This is a genomic window from Alistipes muris (assembly GCF_943193205.1).
Classification (GTDB): domain Bacteria; phylum Bacteroidota; class Bacteroidia; order Bacteroidales; family Rikenellaceae; genus Alistipes; species Alistipes muris.
The window spans coordinates 119,655-141,436 of record NZ_CALPDD010000005.1 but is presented as its reverse complement, the minus strand read 5'-3'; the positions used below and the strand labels follow the sequence as shown (position 1 = coordinate 141,436).

The window sequence follows — 21,782 nt, the reverse complement described above, 5'->3', positions numbered from 1 at the left end:
AAAAATGCGTATATTTGCACCCTGAATTATGTTATCAAACATAACCAAACGCATTCGATGTACGTTATAGTAGAGATTGCAGGTCAGCAATTCAAGGCTGAAAAAGGTCGGAAACTTTATGTTCACCGTCTTCAGGGCGAAGAAAACTCGTCCGTAAGTTTCGACAAGGTCCTGCTCACAGACAACGACGGTCAGGTCAAAGTCGGCGCACCTGTAGTGAAAGGCGCCACGGTAAAGTGCAAGATCCTGAAGCACCTGAAGGACGACAAGGTCCTGGTCTTCAAGAAAAAGCGTCGCACGGGATACCAGAAATGCAACGGTCATCGCCAGTATCTGACGCAGATCCTTGTAGAGGAAATCGTTGCATAACCTTCAAAAAACCGAATCAACATGGCACACAAGAAAGGTGTAGGTAGTTCCAAGAACGGCCGCGAGTCGGAAAGCAAACGGCTCGGCATCAAATTGTTCGGCGGTCAATTCGCAAAGGCTGGCAACATCATCGTCCGTCAGCGCGGCACGGTGCACAACCCGGGCGAGAACGTCGGCATGGGCAAGGACCACACGCTGTTCGCGCTGGTAGACGGCACGGTAGCGTTCTGCAAGAAAGGCGAAGGCAAATCCTATGTAAGCATCACCCCGCTGGCCGAATAAGGCAGGCGAAAACCGATAAGAAGACTTCCGGATTTCTCCGGAAGTCTTTTTTTATTGGAGGAGAGGGAGGCCTTGCTATGACTATCCGACACGTCATCGCGAGGTGTCGCAGATACCGTGGCGATCTGAACAAACGAGGAAAGGGGAATGTTACAGCACTTGTTCAGATTAACTGCGCTACGCTTGTTGTCCTCCTCCTTGCATGGCATAGCCCGCAAGCGGTCTCTGCGCATGCTTCGTTCGTCGGGTCCTTGTCGCCTACGGCTCGCTCGGAATGACATGTTGATAGATTCTTAATTGCGCTACGCTTGTTTTCTTCCTCCTCGTATGGCAAAGCCTATGCGATAGCCTTTGCTCATACTTCGTTCGTCAGTTCGCTACGCTCAGAATGACACTTGTTTTAGATTCTTTGTCGGACTGATGACCTCCTCAGAATGACGGAGGAGAAGTCCTCAGAATGACAAGAGGGCGAGGAGCGAACACGAAAAAAGCGCCGAAAAACGGCGCTTTATATATAAGTATACGGCCGATACCGACGGCCGGGGGGGGGTACGAGACAGAACCGCCTTGAGGATGACAGCCCTGAACGACGCGACTTCTGCTACTGAACCGAATCGTCCTTGAGCTCGATGGCCTTGAACGAAGCGAGCTTCTGCTGCTGACCGAAGAGCGTGAGGGTTTCGCCTTTGATGCTGAACCCGTCGACCTTGTCAAGCATCTGCGCGAAAGCGTCCTCGTACTGCATGTCGGGGCAAGCCATCCGGGTCATACCCATGTTGCCGAATGCCAAAGCACCGTCGGCGGCGTTATAGCTGCCGAAGAAGCGGTTGCAATTGGTACGGCCGCTGACGAGCATTTCCTCGCCGTTGAAAATCAAGGTGAAGGCGTCCTCCTCGCTGTCGATGGCCGAAGCGGGGATACCCTCCATGGAGGTGAGCTTCCAAACGGTGCCTTCCAGCGGTTTGTCATTGTGCGCGCCGCAGCAGGCGGTCATCGCGAAAAACAGCGCAGCGGCTGCCAGAATCTTTTTCATAGCTTTCTGTTTTAGAATTCGATTACCCGGCAACACGGCAAATCACGGGCCATGCCGACGGGAATGCAAAGATAACTTATTTTCCGGCAACGAACAAAAAAGACCGCGGCCCCCTCACGGGACCGCGGTCGGAAAAGTCGGCAACCGAACGATTAGTATTCGATTGCGGAAAGGCGCTTATAGCCGTTGTAACGCCACTTGGCGTTCTGCTCGGCGGCCTGGAACAGCTCCTCGGCCTCGGCGGGGAACGCTTTCTGGAGCGAAGTGTAACGCACCTCCTTCTTGAGGAAGTCCTGGAACTTCGACCAGTCGGGCTCCTTGGAATCGAGCACGAACGGATTCTTGCCCTGCTCCTCAAGCTGGGGATTGTAGTGCCACAGGTGCCAGTAACCGCAGGCCACAGCCTCCTTGCCGACGGTCTGCGTGCGGGTCATGCCGCCCTTGATACCGTGGTTGATACAGGGAGCGTAGGCGATGACGAGCGACGGACCGGGATAAGCCTCGGCCTCCTTGAGCACGTTGAACAACTGCTGCTGCGACGCACCGATCGAAACCTGAGCGACGTAGACATAACCGTAGGTCATGGCCATGGCGCCGAGGTCTTTCTTGCGGATACGCTTGCCGCTCGAAGCGAACTTGGCGACGGCACCCACGGGCGTCGACTTGGACGACTGACCGCCGGTGTTGGAGTAAACCTCCGTGTCAACGACGAGGATATTGACGTCCTGGCCCGAAGCGAGCACGTGGTCGACACCGCCGTAACCGATGTCGTAGCCCCAGCCGTCGCCGCCGATGATCCACTGCGACTTCTTGACGAGCCAATCTTTCATTTCGAGAATCTTGCAGCAGTAATCGCAGCCGCAGGCCTCCATCATGGGAACGAGCCGTGCGGAAACCTCGGCCGAAGCGGACGACGAACCGCGGGCGGCGATCCACTCTTTCATGACGCCCTTGAGCTCGTCGGAGCACTTGGTGCAGTTGGCGATTGCGGCTTCCATGGTCTCCTGGATGCGGTCGCGGAGCTTCTCGATACCGACGTGCATACCGAGACCGAACTCGGCGTTGTCCTCGAAGAGCGAGTTGGCCCAGGCGGGACCCTGACCCTTGGCATTGGTGCAGTAAGGCGTCGAGGGAGCCGAACCGGAGTAGATGGAGGTACAGCCCGTAGCGTTGGCCACCATCATCTTGTCACCGAAGAGCTGCGAAATGGCCTTGATATAAGGCGTTTCGCCGCAGCCGGCGCAAGCACCCGAGAACTCGAACAAGGGCTGTGCGAACTGGAGGTTCTTGACGGACTTGGTCTTGTCGACGACCTCCTTGTAACCGATATTCTTGGTGATGTAATCCCAATTTGCGGCCTGCTTCATCTGCGATTCGAGCGGCTTCATGACCAGTGCCTTCTCCTTGGCGGGGCAGACGTCGACGCAGTTGTTGCAACCCGTACAGTCGAGCGGCGACACCTGGATACGGAACTTGTACTCCTTGGTTTCGCCCAGGCCCTGCTTCCACTCGGCACCCGAAGCGGCAGCCTCGGCCTCGGTGGCGAGGAACGGACGGATGGCAGCGTGGGGGCAGACATAGGCGCACTGGTTGCACTGGATACAATTGTCGATCTGCCACTCGGGAACGTTGACGGCGATGCCGCGCTTCTCGAAAGCAGCCGTACCGTTGTCCCACGTACCGTCCTCGCGGCCGTTGAAAGCCGACACGGGCAGGTCGTCGCCCTTGAGAGCGTTGATGGGGTCGACGATGCTGCGGACGAACTCGGGACGCGACATGTCGACGCTCTGTGCGGCGGCCTTGACCTCGATGGAAGCCCACTCGGCGGGCACGTCGATTTTGACCACGGCGTCACCGCCGGCGTCGACAGCCGCATAGTTCATGTTGACGATGTCCTCGCCCTTCTTGCCGTAGGACTTGAGGATGGCGTGCTTCATCTCCTCGACGGCCTTCTCGAACGGAATGACGTTGGCGATTTTGAAGAACGCCGACTGCATGATGGTATTGGTACGCGAACCCAGGCCGAGCTCGGCGGCGATCTTCGTGGCGTTGATGATGTAGAAATTGATGTTGTTCTTCGCCAGGTAAGCCTTCATGTGGTCGGGCAGGGTCTTGCAAGTGGTCTCGGCGTCGTGCACGGAGTTCAAGAGGAACGAACCGCCCTTCTTGAGACCCTTCAGCACATCGTACTTGTCGACGTACGACGGCACGTGGCAAGCCACGAAGTCGGGCGTAGTGACCAGATAGGGCGAAGTGATGGGCAGGTCGCCGAAACGCAGGTGCGACGACGTGTAACCGCCCGACTTCTTGGAATCGTACGAGAAATAAGCCTGGCAATACTTGTTGGTGGTACCGCCGATAATCTTGATGGAGTTCTTGTTGGCACCCACCGTACCGTCGGCGCCCAGACCGAAGAAGAGGGCCTCGAACGTACCGGGCTTGGCGAGCGAAATCTCCTCGCCGACGGGAAGCGACAGGTTGGTCACGTCGTCGTTGATGCCGACGGTGAAGTGGTCCTTGGGCTGAGCGGCGGCCAGGTTCTCGAAGACGGCGAGCATCTGGGCGGGCGTGGTGTCCTTGGACGAAAGACCGTAGCGGCCGCCGATGATCATCGGCTGGAGCTGCTTGCCGTAGAACATCGACTTGACGTCGAGGTACAGAGGCTCGCCCTCGGCGCCGGGCTCCTTGGTGCGGTCGAGGACGCAGACGCGCTTGACGGAAGCGGGCACGACGTTGAAGAAATACTTCTCGGAGAAAGGACGGTAGAGGTGGACAGTGATAAGACCGACCTTCTTGCCCTGCTTGAGAAGGAAGTCGATGGTCTCCTTGAGGGTCTCGGTGACGGAACCCATGGCGACGACGACGTTCTCGGCATCGGGAGCACCGTAGTAGGTGAAAGGCTTGTACTCGCGTCCGGTAATCTGCGAAATCTGCTTCATGGCGTCGCTGACCATGTCGGGCACGGCGTCGTAGAACTTGTTGGCCGCCTCGCGGGTCTGGAAGTAGATGTCGGGATTCTGGGCCGTACCGCGCGTGACGGGATGCTCGGGATTGAGGGCGCGGCGGCGGAACTCCTTGAGCGCGTCGCGGTCGAGCATGGCGGTGAGGGCGGCCTCGTCGATGAGCTCGATTTTCTGAATCTCATGCGAAGTGCGGAACCCGTCGAAGAAATGGAGGAACGGCACACGCGCCTTGAGCGACACGATATGGGCGATACCGGCGAGGTCCATGACTTCCTGCACCGACGAAGTGGCGAGCATGGCGAAACCGGTCTGCCGGGCGGCCATGACGTCCTGGTGGTCACCGAAGATGGAGAGCGACTGGGCGGCGAGCGCACGGGCCGAAACGTGGAAGACGCCGGGGAGCAGCTCGCCCGAAATCTTGTACATATTGGGAATCATGAGCAACAGGCCCTGCGACGCGGTGAACGTCGAAGTAAGGGCGCCGCTCTGCAACGAACCGTGCACGGCGCCGGCGGCACCGGCCTCCGACTGCATCTCCACGACCTTCACCGTCTCGCCGAAGATATTCCTGCGGCCCTGGGCGGCCCACTCGTCGACGAGCTCGGCCATGGTCGAAGAAGGCGTGATGGGGTAAATCGCCGCAACCTCCGAGAACATGTAAGCCACATGAGCCGCAGCGTAGTTGCCATCGCACGTAATGAATTTCTTTTCTGCCATATTGAATTGAATTTAGAAAATATATATTTGTGTGTATTTCCGAATACGTTTTACAGCCCCGGAACCGCGGTTCCGGAACATGCGATGCAAAGATACGAATAAGCCGAGAGCAAAAAAACGAATTCATTCGATTTTTTTGCCGAGACGCAGTATCTTCGGCGAAGTCAAAGACACGAATAAGCCGGGCGGAATGCCAAATTTATTTGAGCATTTCCGAGGCGGAAGTATCTTCGGCGAAGCCAAAGATACGGAAAGCCGAGTGCAGAAACAAACCATCGTTTGCCTCTGCCGGGACATAGTATCCAAGACGCAGACAAAGGTACGGAATTCGGACGAAAAACGACCCCCACAATCGTACAAATAACCTGTAAATTTTGGCATCCGAACTGCAACATTCCGATTTTTGGAGCGAAAAGTGCTACCTTTGTCCTCCATGATTCCCTATCGCCGAAAAACGCTGGCCAACGGACTGACCGTGCTGGCGAACCGCGACCGGCAGTCGAAACTGGCGGCCGTGAACATACTCTACAAAGTAGGGGCGCGCAACGAAAACCCCGGGCGCACGGGCTTCGCCCACCTGTTCGAGCACCTGATGTTCCGCGGCACGCGCAGCGTGGAGAACTTCGACCTGCCGGTGCAGATGGCCTCGGGCGACAACAACGCCTTTACGAACAACGACTACACGGACTTCTACATGACCCTCCCGGCGGCCAACATCGAAACGGCGCTGTGGCTCGAAAGCGACCGCATCGAAGGGCTGGACATCACGCCCGAGAAACTCGAAACGGAGAAAAAGGTGGTCATCGAAGAATACCGCCAACGCTATCTGAACCAACCCTACGGCGACCAGACGCTGCTGCTGCGGGCGCTGGCCTACAAGACACACCCCTACCGCTGGGCGGCCATCGGACTGACGCCGGACCACATAGCGCAGGCAACGCTCGACGACGTGCGGGAATTCTACCGGACGCACTACCACCCGTCGAACGCGATATTGTCCATGTCGGCCGACATAGAAAAAGAACGGATGCTGGCGCTGGCCGAAAAATGGTTCGGCGACCTGCCGGACCGGCCGGCAGCCCCCTGCCCCATCCCGCAGGAACCGCCGCAGACGGAAGCCCGGCGCGAAGAAGTGCAGCGCGACGTCCCGGCGACGACGGTGACCGTGGCCTATGCGATGGGCGGCCGCCTGTCGCCCGATTTCTACACGGCCAATCTGGTGTCGGACCTGCTGTCGGGCGGCGACTCGTCGCGGCTCTACACGCGGCTGGTCAAGCAACGGCGCCTGCTCTCGTCGGTGAACGCCTACATCACGGGCGACCTGGACCCGGGGCTTTTCATCTTCACGGGACAACTGCTGCCGCAGACGACGCCCGAGCAGGCCGAAGAAGCGTTCCGGGAAGAAATCGAAACGCTCTGCCGCATACCGGCCGAAGCCCGCGAAATGCAGAAAGTGAAGAACAAGTTCGAGGCGAACACGCTGTTCGGCGAACTGAACGTCATGAACAAGGCGATGAACTTAGGATTCTACGAAATGCTGGGCGATGCGGAACTCGCCAACCGCGAAGTCGACGCCTACGGCGCCGTGACGGCCGACAGCATTCTCGACTTCAGCCGCCGCACGTTCCGCCCGGAACGAAGCTCCACCCTAATCTACCGCGCCAAATGACACAACCGCCCCTGACCATCCCCTCGGCCGTGGAAATAGAGGCCGCCGAAAAACACGTACTGCCGAACGGCATGGCGCTCTACACGCTCCCGGCCAACGATTTCGAGGTCCTGCGCGTGACGTTCGTATTCCGTGCGGGGCCGTCGGTACAACGGGTCCCGTTCTCGGCCTCGACGACGGCCAACCTGCTGGCCGAAGGAACCCGGCGCTTCACGGCCCGCGAACTGGCCGAACGGCTGGACTACTACGGCTCGTGGTACGATGTCAACCTGGACCGCGACTACGCCTACATCAGTTTTGCGACCCTCTCGAAATTCTACCGCGAGACGCTGGAAGCGGCGGCCGAAATCCTGCTGCACCCCGTATTTCCGGAAGAAGAACTGCGCACCTACTGCGCCAAACGCAAGCAGCGGCTGCTGATCGACCGCCACAAAGTGGATGTCCGGGCGCGCGAAGCCTTTGCGCGGGCGCTGTTCGGCGAACGGCACCCCTACGGCATATCGTACGACGGAGCGCTCTACGACACGCTGACGCGGGCCGACGTCGAAACGTTCTACCGCACGCACTACACGGCCGAAAACTGCTTTGTGGTATGCAGCGGCCGGATTACCGACGACGAACGGCATGCAGTGGCGGCCATTGCGGAACAGATACCGCACGGGGCGAAGGCCCGGCCGGAATTTCCCGCGCCGCAGACGACCCACGAAGTCAAGGTCGCACACGCGGGAGCGGTCCAGTCGTCGATTCGCATCGGCAGGCTGCTGTTCGGCCGTGAACACCCCGATTTCGTGGGGATGCAGGTCGTGGCGGCGGCGCTGGGCGGCTACTTCGGCTCGCGCCTGATGCAGAACCTGCGCGAACGCCACGGCTACACCTACGGAGTGGTGGCGGCGATGGTGAACTTCGACCGGGCGGGCTATATGGCCATAGCGACGCAAGTGGGGACCGAAGCGACGCAAGCGGCCCTGAGCGAAATATACGCCGAAATCGAACGCCTGCGGACAGAACCGATGGACGAAGAAGAACTGACGCTGGTGAAGAACATCATGGCGGGCGAGATGATGCGCATACTCGACGGCCCGTTCGGCATAGCCGACGTGACGATAGAGAACATCCTCTGCGGAACGGACAACAGCGTCATCGACGAAAATCTGCGCCGCATCCGCACGATGACCCCTGCCGACGTCCAGCGGCTGGCGCAAAAATACCTGGCCCGGGAAGACTTGGTGACGGTGGTGGCGGGAGAAAACGGGAATTAAAAATTAAGAATTAAAAATCGGGGGGGGGCTGTTCGCGTTTTTATCTGAACCTCAAACTATAAAAGATGCCTGAACTGCATCTCCGAACGGCACATCCATTTTTAATTTTTCATTCTTAATTTTTAATTACATGTTCGCTTACCCAATTCGTCAGCTCGACGAACTGGCCGACGGAAAGCTGCTCGGCGCGCGAGGTGAAGAACGGATGCTCGGCACCGCCGAAATCACCGAACGCGGCGCGGAGGGAGTTGCGAATCATCTTGCGCCGCTGCCCGAACGACGCCTTGACGACGCGGACGAACAGCCGCTCGTCGCAATCGAGCTGCGCGACGCCGTTGCGCCGCAACCGGATGACAGCGCTTTTGACCTTGGGCGGCGGGTTGAAAACCGACTCGCTGACCGTGAAGAGGTACTCGATGTCGTACCACGCCTGCAAGAGCACCGACAGAATCCCGTACTCCTTGGACCCGGGCGGCTCGGCCAGACGCACAGCGACCTCTTTCTGAATCATGCCGACGCACTCGGGCACGAAATCGCGGTGCTCCAGAATCTTGAAAAAAATCTGCGACGAAATATTGTAGGGGAAATTGCCGATGATACGGAGCGCGGAAACGTCGGGGAACGCCGCGCGCAAATCCATCTTGAGGAAATCGCCCGCGATGAGCCGCGGAGCGAAAGCGGGGAAACGGTCGTGCAGGTAATCGACGCTCTCGGTGTCTATCTCGGCCCCGTAAGTCGTCAGGTCGCCGCGCTGCAACAGAAACTGCGTGAGCACCCCCATGCCGCAGCCGACCTCCAGCACCGTAGCGGGCGCTTCGGCCGTACCGCCCGAAAGCGCGTCGCAAATCTTGCGCGCAATATTGAGGTCGACGAGAAAATGCTGCCCCAACGCTTTTTTGGCTCTGACTTCGGTCATCGGCGGCAGGATTTTCTGTGGCGGCGGGCCCCGAAGCTCTGCTGCCGGACGGAACGACGACGGGCTGCGCGGAACGAAACGAGCAACCCGAAGAACCCGACGCCCAGAAGCGCTACCCAAAACCAGACGGCGAAACCACCGTGCATGAACTCAAGGGCGTAGATGATACCGGCGACGGCCAACACCATGACGACCAAGCGGACCGCCTGCCAAAAGAAAGTCTTGCTCATAAGCTACCCTAAGGAATCTGATGCCTGTTGGCCTCGTCGAGGTGGATGCGCTTCTTCTTGCGGAACTCGTGGACGGTCATTCCGGCCCCGGCGCCGACGAAACAGACGGCAATCAACAAGTCGAACCAACCGACGCACGAACGGCACGTGAAGAACCAATAAAGACTGATTCCGAACCACACCGCCGTCAGACAGAAAAACAACAAAGCGAGCGTAAAAGTCTTCTTGTTCATAGGCAAAACCGTATTTGTCAGTTACCCTGCTCGCACATGAACTTGATGCGAACGAGGCGTATCTCCTCCTCGGTATAGTCGGACCCCAGTTCGGCGAGTGCGTCGTCGAGCGAATCGCTCTCGGCATCCTCCCGGAAATAGAGGTAGATGTCGTCGGCCTTGTCCTCGTCCATGAACTCGCGGATATAATAGGAGATGTCGAGCCGGGTACCCGAATTGACGATACCCTCGATTTCGGTGAGCAGCTCGTCGAAATCCAGGTCGCGCGCCCGGGCGATGTCCTCGAAATCCATCTTGCGGTCGATGGACTGGATGATGAAAATCTTGTTGCCCGACTTGCTGGCCACTCCCTTGACGACCATGTCCTGCGGACGGATGATCTCCTTCTCCTCGACATAGGCCTTGATGAGCCGCACGAACTCCTCGCCGAACTTGCGGGCCTTGCCGACGCCGACGCCCGTAATGTTCTGCATCTCCTCGAGGGTGACGGGATACTGCACGGCCATGTCTTCGAGCGACGGGTCCTGGAAGATGACGAACGGCGGCAGGTCGTGCTTCTTGGCAACCTTCTTGCGCAAGTCCTTGAGCATGGAGAAAAGCTCCTCGTCGGCCGCACCGCCCTTGCCCATGGGGACCTCGGCGACGGCCTCTTTTTCCTCCTGGTCGTAATTGTGGTCGAGGGTGATATTGACAGGGAACGGCATGGTAATGAACTGCTCGCCCTTGGGATTGATGGAAATCAAGCCGTAGTTCTCGATGTTCTTGTCGACGAGCCCCAGGATGAGCGCCTGCCGGATGACGGCCCCCCAGAAGCGGGCGTCGTGCTCCTCGCCGGCACCGAACCACTTCGACTTATTATGGCCGTAACTCTTGATGAGCGCGGTATTCTTGCCGATGAGGACGGAGACCAGGTAATCGGACTTGAACTTGTCGCCGATGTCGCGCAGGGCTTCGAGCGCCATGCGAAGCGCAGCCTTGGCGTCGACCTGCGGCTTGGGATTGCGGCAGTTGTCGCAGTTCTGGCAATTCTCCTCGGCATACTCCTCGCCGAAGTAATGGAGCAAGGTCTTGCGGCGGCACATGGAACTTTCGGCGTAGGAGACGGTCTCGACGAGCAGCAGCTTGCCGATTTCCTGCTCGGCGACGGGCTTGCCCTGCATGAACTTTTCGAGCTTCTGGATGTCCTTATAACTATAAAAGGTAAGGCAATGCCCCTCACCGCCGTCGCGGCCTGCGCGCCCGGTCTCCTGGTAATAACCCTCGAGCGACTTGGGAATGTCGTAATGGATGACGTAGCGCACGTCGGGCTTGTCGATGCCCATGCCGAACGCGATGGTGGCGACGATGACGTCGACCCGCTCCATGAGAAAATCGTCCTGGTTGCCCGCACGGGTGGCGGCGTCCATCCCGGCGTGGTAAGCCCGGGCCTTGATGCCGTTGGCGATCAACAGCTCGGTGAGCTCCTCGACCTTCTTGCGGCTAAGACAATAGATGATGCCGCTCTTACCCTCGTTCTGCTTGATGAAACGGATGATTTCGCGGTCGACGTCGTGCTTGGGCCGGATTTCGTAATAGAGGTTGGGGCGGTTGAACGACGACTTGAACACGGCGGCGTCGGACATGCCCAGGTTCTTCTGGATGTCCATCTGCACCTTGGGAGTAGCCGTGGCGGTCAGAGCGATGAGCGGCGCACTGCCGATCTCGTTGATGATGGGCCGGATACGGCGGTACTCGGGCCGGAAGTCGTGGCCCCACTCGGAAATGCAGTGGGCCTCGTCGATGGCGTAGAACGAAATCTTGATTTTACGCAGGAACGCGACATTGTCCTCCTTGGTGAGGGATTCGGGCGCGAAGTAGAGCAACTTGGTTTTCCCGGCCAGGACGTCGGCCCGAACCTGCTGGACGGCGGTCTTGTTGAGCGACGAATTGAGGAAATGGGCGACGCCCGACTCGGCGGAGAACGTACGCATGGAATCGACCTGGTTCTTCATCAGGGCGATCAGCGGCGAGATGACGATGGCGACCCCCTCCATCAACAGGGCGGGCAGCTGGTAGCACAGCGATTTCCCACCGCCGGTGGGCATCAGCACGAAAGTATCCTTGCGCTCCAAGACGTTGCGGATGACCGCCTCCTGGTTGCCCTTGAAGGAGGAGAAGCCGAAGTATTCCTTGAGCTTGGCGTGCAGCAGGGATGCGTCGAACTGTTTCATTGAGCCGTCATTGTACGTTAAATCCGAAAATCCAATGTAAAGATAAAAATTTTTTCGGAAAAAATCATAACTTTGTAAAAAATTTTATTCACAAAACCGTCATGCGCCTTTATACCAGCGAACTCGTCAAGAAATACAAATCGCGCACCGTGGTCAACCATGTCTCGATAGACGTCAACCAAGGCGAAATCGTGGGCCTGCTGGGACCCAACGGAGCGGGCAAGACCACGACCTTTTACATGATCGTGGGACTGATAAAGCCCAACGAGGGGCGCATCTTTCTGGAAAACGACGAAAAACAGGTCAGCGAACTGACCTCGCTGCCGGTCTACCGCCGGGCCCAGCTGGGCGTGGGCTACCTGGCGCAGGAAGCCTCGGTGTTCCGCCGGCTGACCGTCGAACAGAACATCCGTGCGGTATTGGAAATGACCGACTACACCAAGGAATACCAGAACGAACGGGTCGAAGCGCTGATCGAAGAATTCCGCCTGCAAAAGGTCCGCAAAAGCCTGGGCATCCAGCTTTCGGGCGGCGAACGGCGCCGGACCGAAATCGCGCGCGCAGTGGCGATAAACCCGGCGTTCATCCTGCTGGACGAACCGTTCGCGGGTGTGGACCCCATAGCGGTGGAAGACATCCAGTCGATCGTGGCGACGCTCAAGCACAAGAACATAGGCGTCATCATCACCGACCACAACGTGGACGAGACGCTGGCCATCACCGACCGCACCTACCTGCTCTACGAAGGGAAGATACTCAAAACCGGCTCGGCCGAGGAACTGGCCGCCGACCCGATGGTGCGCAAGGTCTACTTAGGCCAGAACTTCGAGCTCAAGCGCAGCCACCAGCTGACCCAGGAGATGAAAAACCGGGGAGGGCGCGAGTGATGGAGATCACCCTGCCTCCGGGGAGCGTCCGAGGCGCGCTGACGCCCCCCTGCTCGAAGAGCTATGCCCAGCGCGCCCTGGCGGCATCGCTGCTCTCGGAGGAGCGGACCGTGCTGCACAACATCGAATACTGCGACGACACCCGTTCGGCCCTGCGCTGCATCGAAACGCTGGGCGCCGAAGTAACGCACACCGACGAACATACGCTTCTGATCCGCGGCGGGCTGCACCCCCGCAGCCGGGTGCTGGAGGTCGGCGAATCGGGGTTGGCGACCCGCCTTTTCACCCCCATCGCCGCGCTCTGCGGCACGCCCGTCCGAATCGAGGGCGAAAAATCGCTGCTGGGCCGCCCGATGGAGATGATGGTCGGGCCGCTCCGGCAATTGGGCGTGCGGGTGGAGGACCACGGCGGATACCTGCCGATGGAAGTCTGCGGCCCACTGCGCGGCGGCACGGCCGAAGCCGACGGCTCGGTCTCGTCGCAATTCATCACGGGGCTGCTGCTGGCCCTGCCGCTGGCCGCCGAAGACACGACCCTCCATGTGCGTCGGGCCGTCTCGATCCCCTACCTGGACATGACCATAGACACCGCCGCCCGGTTCGGCGTGGAAATCTGCCACAACGACTACCGCGAATTCTACATCCCCGGCGGCCAACGCTACCGCGGCACCGACTTCGCCGTCGAGGGCGACTGGAGCGCTGCGGCCATGCTCCTGGTGGCGGGCGCGACGGCCGGCGAAGTGACCGTGCGCAACGTCTCGATGCTCTCCAAACAAGCCGACACGGCCATCTGCGAAGCGCTCGTGCGGGCAGGCGCGGCCGTCATCGACGAACCGCACTCCATCACGGCGGCACGGCGGCCCCTGCGCGGATTCGAGTTCGACGCCACCCACTGCCCCGACCTTTTCCCGGCGCTGGCCGCGCTGGCTGCGGCGGCCGACGGCGTGAGCGTCCTGCACGGCACCTCGCGCCTGCAACACAAGGAATGCAACCGCGCCGAAGCCATCCGCGAAGAATACGGACGGCTGGGCATCGAAGTCGACCTCAGCGAGGAGGACACGATGCGCATCCGTGGCGGCGAAATCCGTGCGGCCGCGGTCCGGAGCCATGGCGACCACCGCATGGCCATGTCGCTGGCGGTAGCGGCTCTGCGGGCCGCAGGACCCGTGACGATAGAAGACGCCGGATGCGTGGCCAAAAGCTACCCCGGATTTTTCGGCGACCTGAAAACCCTCAAGGCATGAACCGGTTCGGCACGCAATTCCGGCTGGCCCTCTGGGGCGAATCGCACGGCCCGCAAATCGGACTGACGATAGACGGCGTGCCTGCGGGCATGGCCCTTTCGGCCGACGACTTCGCCGCCGACCTGGCCCGGCGCCGCTCCTGCGGCGCCGCAGGAACCACCCCGCGCCAAGAAAAGGACGAGCCGCAAATCGTAGCGGGCATCTATAAAGGCTACACCACCGGAGCCCCGCTGACCCTCGTATTCGCCAACAGCGACACACGCCCGGACGACTATGAGGCCCTCACGGGCCACGACCGCCCCTCGCACGCCGACCGCGTGGCATGGGAACGCTCCGGCGGCTTCAACGACCCCCGGGGCGGCGGCCATTTCTCGGGACGGCTGACCCTGGCCCTTGTGGCCGCAGGGGCGGTGGCCAAGAAACTGCTGCCCGAAACGGTCCGCTTCGCCACGCACGTCGCCGAAATCGGCGGCTGCACCGACCCGGCCCGGTTCGGCGAAATCGTACGCGCGGCCGCGGCCGACGGCGATTCGGTGGGCGGCATAGTCGAATGCCGCGCCGAGGGCATCCCGGCAGGCTGGGGCGAACCCTTCTTCGATTCGGCCGAGAGCCTGACGGCCCACCTGCTCTTCGCCATACCGGGCGTCAAGGGGGTGGAATTCGGCAGCGGATTCGCCGCGGCACGGATGCGGGGCTCGGAGCACAACGACCCGATTCTCGACGCCGCGGGCCGCACGGCGACCAACCACGCGGGGGGCATCGTCGGCGGTCTGACCAACGGCAACGAACTGGTGGTCCGCGCCGCGTTCAAGCCCACGGCCAGCATCGCCCGCGAACAGACGACCTACAACCGCACGACGGGCCGCCCGGAACCGCTCGCCATCGGCGGACGGCACGACGCCTGCATCGCCCTGCGGGGAGCCGCGGCCGTCGAAGCGGCCGTAGCCATCGCACTGGCAGACCTACGCAGATGACGACACGGCGCAACATACTCGACCGGACGGCGGCGGCGCTGACCCCGCTTTACGACGCGCGCGAAGCCCGGAGCATCGCCCTGCTGTGCATATCGGAGCTGGCGCAGCTGCCTGCCGCAGCCCTGCTGACCGACCCCGGCGCCCCGCTCGAAATCGAGGGGCTGGAAGAGACGGTCGCCCGGCTCGCCGCGGGAGAACCCGTACAATATATAATAGGGCACACCGAATTTTCGGGCCGCCGCTTCGCCGTGCGCGAGGGGGTGCTGATACCCCGCCCCGAAACCGAGGAACTCGCGGCCTGGATCGTCGCCGACGAACGGCAGGCCCGCCGCCTACTGGACGTCGGCACCGGAAGCGGCTGCATAGCGGCGACGCTGGCACTGGAACTGCCCGGCGCCGAGGTGTTCGGAGCCGACATTTCCGAAAAAGCGCTGGCGACAGCGGCCGAAAACTGCCGGACGCTCGGGGCGGCCGTGACCCTGCGGCAGGCCAATGCGCTGAACGGACTGGCCGAGCGCTTCCCGGAACGGTTCGACGTGGTGGTCTCCAACCCGCCCTACGTACCGCAGAGCGACCGCGCGGCGATGCACCCCAACGTGCGGGACCACGAACCCGCCGAAGCGCTGTTCGTCCCCGACGGCGACCCGCTGCGCTTCTACCGGGCCATCGCCCGGGCCGGACGCCGCATGCTGGAACCGGGCGGGAAGCTCTACTTCGAGATTTACCACACGGCCGCCGGAGCGCTGGAACGCCTGCTGGCGGAGGAGGGCTACGGCGCAATCCGCCTGCGCGAAGATATGAACGGAAAACCCCGCATGCTATGCGCACGCCTAAACTGAAACCGAACCCCGCGGCCCGGCGGACCAAGACGCCCGACCAGGCGCTGGCGTCGCTGATGCGGCTCTGTGCCCGGGCCGAGAAATCGGAGGGCGACGCCCGGCGGCTGATGCACGGCTGGGGGCTGAACGACAGCGATGCGGAGCGAGTGCTGGCGCGGCTGGTAAACGACCGCTTCATCGACGACAGCCGCTATGCGGGGGCTTTCGTCCGCGAAAAGATGCGGCTGAGCGGCTGGGGCGAATACAAAATCCGCGCGGCCCTGCAACGCAAGGGAGTGGCGCGCGAAACCATCGAGGAAGCCCTCGGCGCGGCCGACCGCACGGGAACGGCCGAACGGCTGCGCACGCAGCTCGAACGCAAACTCCGGCTGCTGCACTGCGAAACACGCTACGAACTGAAAAACAAACTGATGCGCTACGGTCTCGGGCTGGGATACGACTACGAAACCGTACACGAAACGGTCGCCGCGCTGGTGGCCGACACGGAATCATGCGACGACTTCTGACCATACTGCTTCTGACGGCACTGACGGCCAGAGCGCGGGGACAGGCCCTCGACCCGGCGGACTACCTCTACCCCATCCGCGACGTCGACGGCACCTGCTCATCCAACTTCGGCGAAATACGCCCGGGCCACTTCCACGCGGGAGTGGACATCCGCACGGGCGGCACCGAGGGCAAGGAACTGGTGGCGGTGGCCGACGGCCATGTTTCGCGCCTGTCGGTATCGCCCGGCGGCTACGGACGGGCCATCTACCTGACGCTGAACAACGGCACGACGGCCGTCTACGGCCATCTGCAACGCTTCCGCGACGACATCGAACAACTCGTCGCGCAGGAACGCCGCGCCCAAGGCAAGAACAGCCTCAACCTCTTTTTCGGCCACAGCAAACTGCCCGTCCGCCAAGGCGAAGTAATCGGCTACTCGGGCAACAGCGGCTCGTCGTCGGGCCCGCACCTCCATTTCGAGATCCGCGACACGCGGACCCAACGGCTCTACAACGTGGTGCGCGAAGGAATCATCCGGCCGGTGGATTCGCTGCCGCCGCGCATCGTGAAAATCCACTACGTCGAAATCGACACCCTGCCCGGCGGACTTTGCGCACGCAAGGCCCCGGAAAGCTACACGGCCGTGCGCAGCCACGAGGGAACATACCGGCTCAACCGCGAAGAACCGCTCGGCGTCGGCCGCAAAGGCTATTTCGTGGCGGAAATCACCGACCGCCGCAACGGCGTGCACAACCGTTTCGGGCTGTGGCGCGTGACGGCATGGGCCGACGGCGAACGCTACTACGAATACCGGATGGACGGCTTCACGTTCGCCCAGTCGCGCTGCTGCGACGCGGTGAGCCACTACCCCATCCAGATAGCCACGCGCAACGAAGCGTTCCGCCTGGCGCAGGCCGAAGCGGCCCCCGACTGCTTCTACACGGCGATGACCGACCGCGGAATAATCCGCACCGTCCCCGGGCAGCTACGCCGCATCCGCATCGAAGCCGAAGACGACAGCGGCAACCGCTCGCAGATAGAATTCGACATCCGGGGCCGCGAGGAGGAGTTCCGCGCCACGGCCGACACGCTGGCAAGAATCGTCCGGCCCGGGCACGCCGCGACCCTGACCTGCGGAAAGATGACCGCGCGGATACCCGCCGGAGCCCTGCACGAAACTCTTGCCTGCCGCCCCGAACAGACGGCGGCACCCCGGGTCGACACGGGCCTCGTAGCGCTTTCGCCCGCCTACCGGGCACTTCCTCCGGCCACGCCCCTGCGGAAGACGATGAGCGTTTCGATTCGGACCGAAATCCCCGCCCGGATGCGTCCCCACGCGGTTCTTGCGCGCCGGACGGCCCAAGGCCGGGCCGCCTATGTAGGCGGCTCTTGCAAGGAAGGTGTCGTGACGGCGTCGACCTACACCTCCGACCCGCTGTTCGTGGTGGCCGACCTGGTACCGCCCCGCATTACGGCCAACTTCGGACGGGATGCCGACCTCTCGCAAAGCGACGCAATCGGATTCCGCGCGACGGACAACTTTTCGGGAATCGCCGCCTACACGCTGCTCATCGACGGCCAATGGGTCCCCTGCGAACGCTACCCCATGACGGGGCGGCTGTTCCACACGTTCGACACCCCGCCCACCCGCAGCCGGCATACCGTCCGCCTGACGGTGCGCGACGGCGCGGGCAACACAGCCAGCTGGGAGGGAACGTTCTATCGCTGATTCGGGATACCGACAAAAAAGCGACCGGGAAAAACCTCGGTCGCAGATTGCAGAAAAGTGATTCCGTTGGGATTCGAACCCAAGACCCACAGCTTAGAAGGCTGTTGCTCTATCCAACTGAGCTACGGAACCAATCGGTCCGGCGGTGCGAAGATACGAAAAGTTTTTCATAATTCCGGCTCCCGGAGCGGATTCGCCGCCCGCAACCCTCTTTTTTGCACGATTTATTTTGCCGGGCGGAATATTTTGTCTACATTTGCGGGCTGATAACCCGGAAGGGCTGAGCGTTTTATTAACCAAATCAAACAATTTTATAGCAAATGGCTGTTAAAATTCGTCTGGCACGCCACGGTAAGAAAGGCTACGCTTTCTACCACATCGTTGCCGCAGATAGCAGAGCGCCACGTGATGGTAAATTCATCGAGAAGTTGGGCACCTACAACCCCAACACGAATCCTGCTACGATCGACCTGAACTTCGAGCAAGCATTGGGTTGGTTACTCAAAGGCGCACAACCCACCGACACCTGCCGGGCCATCCTCTCGTACAAGGGTGTACTCTACAAGAAGCACCTGCTGGGCGGTGTAGCCAAAGGCGCCTTCACGGAGGCCGAAGCCGAAGCCCGCTTCAACAAGTGGCTCGACGCCAAGAACGGCAAGATCGAAGCCAAGACCAACAAGCTGGCTACCGATGCCAAGTCGGCCGAGAAAGCCCGTCTGGCTGCCGAAGCCAAGGTGAACGAAGACCGTGCGAAGGCTATCGCCGAGAAGAAAGCCGCTGCCGAAGCTGCCGCCAAGGAAGCTGAAGAAGCCGCTGCTGCCGAAAGCGCAGAGGAAGCACCTGCCGCCGAGGAGGCCGCTCCCGAAGCCGAAGCACCCGCTGCCGAATAACGGAACACACAATTCATATCGAATCCCGGTAAGTTTCCCGTCGCGGGAGATTTACCGGGTTTTGTTTTACTGCGACTCGCAGGAGGCGGCCCCGCCGCCGAAGAACCCCCGAAAGACGACATTCCCATGACAACCCCCGCAGGCAGAATCAACAAACTGTTCGGTACGGACGGCGGCGTAATGCTGTCGCTCTACGCCGGATTTCCGGAGGATTTCGACCCGGAAACCGTGCCGCTTCTGGTCACCGTCGACGCGCTGGAAGTACCGCTGTGGTGCGAACGCTTCGAGCGGCGCGGGCAGACGGGAGCCGTGGCGGCGTTCGCCGACCTGGACACCGACCGCCGGGCCTCGGAACTGCTGGGGCTGGAATTCCGCATCGAACAAAGCGACGAGGAGGACGACGAATTCTACCTCGAAGACCTCATCGGCTTTGCGGCCGAAGCCGAAGAACTCGCCGCAGACGAGGGCGAAACGCCCCGGAAGTGCTCGGGCACGCTGACCGACTACTACGACAGCGAAGCCAATCCGCTCTTCGAGCTGGAAATCGAGGGCCGGCGCGTGCTGGTCCCCGCCGCGGAGGAATTCATAGCCCGCATCGACTTCGGGGAGCGGCGCATCCGGTTCGTCCTGCCCGCCGGACTTTTAACGTTGGAATAGCATGGCACGCGTAGTGATAGGACTTTCGGGCGGGGTGGATTCGTCGGTGGCGGCGTGGCTGCTGAAAGAGCAGGGACACGAAGTCATCGGTCTTTTCATGGTCAACTGGCACGACACGACGGGGACCCTGGAGGGCGACTGCCCGTGGCACGACGACCGGGTTTTCGCCGAGCTGGTGGCCAAGCGGCTGGACATCCCGCTGCACGTGGTCGATTTGTCGGCCGAATACCGCACGCGCGTGGTCGACTACATGTTCGCCGAGTACGAACGCGGCCGCACCCCCAATCCGGACGTGCTGTGCAACCGCGAAATCAAGTTCGACGTCTTTCTGCGCGAAGCGCTCCAATTAGGCGCCGACTACGTGGCGACGGGCCACTACTGCCGCAAGGCCGAGGAGACGGACGCCGACGGACGCACGCACTGCAAACTGCTGGCGGGGACCGACCCCAACAAGGATCAGAGCTATTTTCTGTGCCAGCTCTCGCAGGAACAGCTGCACTACGCGCTGTTTCCGGTGGGCGGACTGCTGAAACCCGAAGTGCGGCGCATTGCCGAAGAACAGCACCTGGCCACGGCCAAACGCAAGGATTCGCAGGGCATCTGCTTCGTGGGCAAGGTCGACCTGCCGGTTTTCCTGCAACAGAAGCTGGCCGCCAAACCGGGCAACATCCACGAAATACTCCCGTCGTGGCCCAAATTCGCACTGCGCCCCGCCGTGCCCGCGAACGACCCCTCGACCGACGAACTGACGGCGCTGGCGGCCCCGTGGCGCTACACCGTCCGCGACGGCAAGAAGATAGGCACCCACAACGGCGCCCACTACTACACCATCGGCCAACGCAAAGGGCTGGGCATCGGGGGCCGCAAGGAATCGCTGTTCATCCTGGCGACCGACGTCGACGCGAACGTCATCTACGTAGGCGAGGGCGACGCCCACCCGGGTCTGTGGCGCCCGGCGCTGCGCATCGAACCGGGCGAAATCCATTGGCTGGACCCTGCGCGGGCGATTCCGGCAGGCGGCAAGGCGAGGTTCCGGGTGCGCATACGCTACCGCCAACCGTTGCAGGACGCGACGCTTTACATCCGCGACGAAGGGGCCTTTCTGGTGTTCGACACACCGCAGCGCGGCATCGCCCCGGGCCAGTTCGCCGCGTGGTACGACGGCGACGAACTCGTCGGCTCGGGAGTGATCGCAGAATAACCCATGCGCACACCGGGAAACCTCCTGCGGACCGCCCTTCTGCTGCTGGCCCTGCATGCGGCGACCGCCACGGCCCAGCCGCTGGGCATCGCCTACTGCGACGCCGACCACCTCTACGACACTGTCCCCTCGCTGTTTTACGACGACACGGACTACACGCCGCGGGGCGCCCTGCGCTGGAACACAGAACGCTACCGCCGCAAAATTGCCCGGACGGCGGCGCTGGCCGATTCGCTGGGACTGCCGATAATCGCCCTGTGGAGCGTCGAAAACGAAGCGGTCGTCCGCGACATCGCGGCGGCCTGCCAGAGCGATTACAGCTATCTGCACCGGACCCTCAACTCGCTGGACGGCATGGATTTCGCCCTGCTCTACTACGGCGACCGCTTTTTCCCGCACTACGTCGAACCGGGCCGCCGCTACCTCTACGTCGAGGGCGTTCTGCGCCGCCCTGTCGGCCGAGGAGACACCCGGAGATTCCGGACGGACACGCTCGGGCTGGTGCTGTGCAGCGAACAGCGGATGGTCCGGTGGGTCGTGGGCGACCTGCGCGACGAACGGCCCGGCGCGAAGCTGGTGGTCATGGGGCGCCTGCCGGACCGGGGACTGGAAGAATACGGGCTGCACGACGCGCACGCCCGGGCCGAACGGGCAGGCAGGGGCAGCGTCCGCAGCCGCGCAGGCTGGCGGATGCGCGACCGCATCGCCGTCGACACGGCCCTGCGGACCTCCGCCGCCGAAGTCTACATCCGGCGCTTCCTGCTCGACCCGGCCCGAACGCAGCCCCTGCCCACCTATCAGCGCCGCCGCTACGCGGGAGGCACGAGCTACGCCCTGCCCGTATATGTTTATTTGGAATGAATTTGGAAAAACGGAATTAAATCGTTATATTCGCAATCCCAACGGGAAATCCGGACCTTTTCGACAGGCCGGGCTTTGCCGGGACGCGAAAAACGGCACGAACGCGAACAATCGAACAACTCAATACAAC

General features: G+C 61.5%; 20 protein-coding genes and 1 tRNA gene. 14 read left to right on the top strand and 7 right to left on the bottom strand.

The window, feature by feature from the left end; all coding sequences use genetic code 11:
• Positions 1-57: 57 nt before the first annotated feature.
• Together rplU and rpmA are read left to right on the top strand one after the other, a co-directional pair.
• The gene (gene rplU / locus NFR47_RS04475; RefSeq protein ID WP_251214381.1) at positions 58-369 is read left to right on the top strand and encodes a 50S ribosomal protein L21; all 312 of its coding nucleotides are present in this window, start codon (positions 58-60) and stop codon (positions 367-369) included.
• Between the two features lie 21 nt (positions 370-390).
• Complete coding sequence (gene rpmA / locus NFR47_RS04470; RefSeq protein ID WP_251214380.1) at positions 391-651, top strand: 50S ribosomal protein L27; 261 nt, start codon at positions 391-393, stop codon at positions 649-651.
• 601 nt (positions 652-1,252) lie between these two features.
• Here rpmA and NFR47_RS04465 read toward each other — a convergent pair.
• Positions 1,253-1,684 carry an META domain-containing protein gene (locus NFR47_RS04465; protein ID WP_251214379.1) on the bottom strand — a complete coding sequence of 144 codons (432 nt, stop codon included), beginning with the start codon at positions 1,682-1,684 and terminating at the stop codon, positions 1,253-1,255.
• Positions 1,685-1,836: 152 nt separating this feature from the next.
• On the bottom strand, positions 1,837-5,364 hold the full coding sequence (nifJ, locus tag NFR47_RS04460; RefSeq protein WP_251214378.1) for a pyruvate:ferredoxin (flavodoxin) oxidoreductase: 3,528 nt from the start codon (positions 5,362-5,364) through the stop codon (positions 1,837-1,839).
• Between the two features lie 433 nt (positions 5,365-5,797).
• Between nifJ and NFR47_RS04455 the strand changes: the two genes are divergently transcribed.
• Together NFR47_RS04455 and NFR47_RS04450 are read left to right on the top strand one after the other, a co-directional pair.
• Positions 5,798-7,033 (top strand): M16 family metallopeptidase, encoded by a 1,236-nt coding sequence (locus tag NFR47_RS04455; protein ID WP_251214377.1) that lies wholly within the window; start codon positions 5,798-5,800, stop codon positions 7,031-7,033.
• Complete coding sequence (locus NFR47_RS04450) at positions 7,030-8,292, top strand: M16 family metallopeptidase (protein WP_251214376.1); 1,263 nt, start codon at positions 7,030-7,032, stop codon at positions 8,290-8,292. The genes NFR47_RS04455 and NFR47_RS04450 overlap by 4 nt, the downstream gene beginning before the upstream one ends.
• Positions 8,293-8,407: 115 nt before the next feature.
• Here NFR47_RS04450 and rsmA read toward each other — a convergent pair whose 3' ends face one another.
• From rsmA to recQ, 4 genes are read right to left on the bottom strand one after another with little or no spacing between them, the layout of a single operon-like run.
• Complete coding sequence (gene rsmA, locus NFR47_RS04445; RefSeq protein WP_251214375.1) at positions 8,408-9,208, bottom strand: 16S rRNA (adenine(1518)-N(6)/adenine(1519)-N(6))-dimethyltransferase RsmA; 801 nt, start codon at positions 9,206-9,208, stop codon at positions 8,408-8,410.
• On the bottom strand, positions 9,205-9,438 hold the full coding sequence (locus NFR47_RS04440; RefSeq protein WP_251214374.1) for a hypothetical protein: 234 nt from the start codon (positions 9,436-9,438) through the stop codon (positions 9,205-9,207). The genes rsmA and NFR47_RS04440 overlap by 4 nt, the downstream gene beginning before the upstream one ends.
• An 8-nt stretch (positions 9,439-9,446) precedes the next feature.
• Complete coding sequence (locus NFR47_RS04435; RefSeq protein WP_251214373.1) at positions 9,447-9,671, bottom strand: hypothetical protein; 225 nt, start codon at positions 9,669-9,671, stop codon at positions 9,447-9,449.
• Between the two features lie 17 nt (positions 9,672-9,688).
• Positions 9,689-11,881 carry a DNA helicase RecQ gene (recQ, locus tag NFR47_RS04430; protein ID WP_251214372.1) on the bottom strand — a complete coding sequence of 731 codons (2,193 nt, stop codon included), beginning with the start codon at positions 11,879-11,881 and terminating at the stop codon, positions 9,689-9,691.
• Positions 11,882-11,982: 101 nt separating this feature from the next.
• Here recQ and lptB point away from each other — a divergent pair, with 101 nt between their 5' ends.
• Genes lptB through NFR47_RS04400 form a run of 6 tightly spaced genes read left to right on the top strand, consistent with a single transcriptional unit; the run spans position 11,983 to position 18,043 of the window.
• A complete protein-coding gene (gene lptB / locus NFR47_RS04425) occupies positions 11,983-12,768 on the top strand; it encodes an LPS export ABC transporter ATP-binding protein (protein WP_251214371.1) in 786 nt (261 codons plus the stop codon).
• Positions 12,768-14,012 carry a 3-phosphoshikimate 1-carboxyvinyltransferase gene (gene aroA, locus NFR47_RS04420; RefSeq protein WP_251214395.1) on the top strand — a complete coding sequence of 415 codons (1,245 nt, stop codon included), beginning with the start codon at positions 12,768-12,770 and terminating at the stop codon, positions 14,010-14,012. The genes lptB and aroA overlap by 1 nt, the downstream gene beginning before the upstream one ends.
• The gene (locus NFR47_RS04415; protein ID WP_251214370.1) at positions 14,009-14,986 is read left to right on the top strand and encodes a chorismate synthase; all 978 of its coding nucleotides are present in this window, start codon (positions 14,009-14,011) and stop codon (positions 14,984-14,986) included. Before aroA ends, NFR47_RS04415 begins: the two co-directional genes overlap by 4 nt.
• A complete protein-coding gene (gene prmC, locus NFR47_RS04410) occupies positions 14,983-15,825 on the top strand; it encodes a peptide chain release factor N(5)-glutamine methyltransferase (RefSeq protein WP_251214369.1) in 843 nt (280 codons plus the stop codon). The genes NFR47_RS04415 and prmC overlap by 4 nt, the downstream gene beginning before the upstream one ends.
• Positions 15,807-16,331: a regulatory protein RecX gene (locus tag NFR47_RS04405; protein WP_251214368.1), complete on the top strand. Its 525-nt coding sequence runs from the start codon at positions 15,807-15,809 to the stop codon at positions 16,329-16,331. The genes prmC and NFR47_RS04405 overlap by 19 nt, the downstream gene beginning before the upstream one ends.
• Entirely contained in the window at positions 16,316-18,043 is a 1,728-nt protein-coding gene (locus NFR47_RS04400; protein WP_251214367.1) for a M23 family metallopeptidase, read from the top strand. The genes NFR47_RS04405 and NFR47_RS04400 overlap by 16 nt, the downstream gene beginning before the upstream one ends.
• A gap of 58 nt (positions 18,044-18,101) precedes the next feature.
• Here the strand turns inward: NFR47_RS04400 and NFR47_RS04395 are convergent.
• Positions 18,102-18,175, bottom strand: a tRNA-Arg gene (locus NFR47_RS04395).
• A 188-nt stretch (positions 18,176-18,363) separates the two neighbouring features.
• Between NFR47_RS04395 and NFR47_RS04390 the strand changes: the two genes are divergently transcribed.
• From NFR47_RS04390 to NFR47_RS04375, 4 genes are all read left to right on the top strand, one after another.
• Positions 18,364-18,933 (top strand): 30S ribosomal protein S16, encoded by a 570-nt coding sequence (locus NFR47_RS04390; RefSeq protein WP_251214366.1) that lies wholly within the window; start codon positions 18,364-18,366, stop codon positions 18,931-18,933.
• Positions 18,934-19,059: 126 nt separating this feature from the next.
• Positions 19,060-19,590, top strand: a complete 531-nt coding sequence (locus NFR47_RS04385) for a ribosome maturation factor RimM (RefSeq protein WP_251214365.1) — start codon at positions 19,060-19,062, stop codon at positions 19,588-19,590.
• A gap of 1 nt (position 19,591) precedes the next feature.
• Positions 19,592-20,791 (top strand): tRNA 2-thiouridine(34) synthase MnmA, encoded by a 1,200-nt coding sequence (gene mnmA / locus NFR47_RS04380; protein WP_251214364.1) that lies wholly within the window; start codon positions 19,592-19,594, stop codon positions 20,789-20,791.
• A 3-nt stretch (positions 20,792-20,794) separates the two neighbouring features.
• Positions 20,795-21,652 (top strand): endonuclease/exonuclease/phosphatase family protein, encoded by an 858-nt coding sequence (locus NFR47_RS04375; protein ID WP_251214363.1) that lies wholly within the window; start codon positions 20,795-20,797, stop codon positions 21,650-21,652.
• Positions 21,653-21,782: the final 130 nt, after the last annotated feature.